Genomic DNA, 511 nt, shown 5'->3' on the forward strand with positions numbered 1-511 from the left:
GTGGAAGATGTTGTCGCCGAGGATCAGCGTCGACGGATCGTTGCCGACGAAGTCACGCCCGATGATGAATACCTGCGCCAGCCCGTCCGGCGAAGGCTGCACCGCGTACTGCAGGTTGAGCCCCCACTTGCTGCCGTCGCCGAGCATGTCGGTGAAGCGCGGCGTGTCTTCCGGCGTGGAGATGATCAGGATGTCGCGAATCCCCGCCAGCAGCAGCGTGGACAGCGGATAGTAGATCATCGGCTTGTCGTACACCGGCAGCAGCTGCTTCGAAACCGAGCGGGTGATCGGATAGAGTCGCGTGCCGGAGCCTCCGGCCAGGATAATGCCTTTACGCATGGCGATTCGTTCAGGAAAAGATCTGGTCCAGCAGGAGATGGACACCCTGCTGCCAGTCCGGCAGGTGGATGCCGAACGTTTCAGTGAGCTTGCCGGTATCCATGCGGGAGTTGGCGGGCCGCGGCGCGGGCAGCGGATACGCCGTCGCCGGAATGGCTTCGATGCGCTCGGG

2 protein-coding genes are annotated in these 511 nt (G+C 63.4%); both read right to left on the minus strand.

Features of this window, described 5'->3' with window-relative positions:
* On the minus strand, positions 1 to 339 hold a 339-nt coding region (locus GFB48_RS17495; protein ID WP_163938804.1), incomplete at its 3' end, for a sugar phosphate nucleotidyltransferase.
* 10 nt (positions 340 to 349) lie between these two features.
* Entirely contained in the window at positions 350 to 502 is a 153-nt protein-coding gene (locus GFB48_RS17890) for a sugar nucleotide-binding protein (protein WP_368669087.1), read from the minus strand.
* Positions 503 to 511: the final 9 nt, after the last annotated feature.

The sequence above is a fragment of the Paraferrimonas sp. SM1919 genome (assembly GCF_010993985.1).
Classification (GTDB): Bacteria; Pseudomonadota; Gammaproteobacteria; order Enterobacterales; family Shewanellaceae; genus SM1919.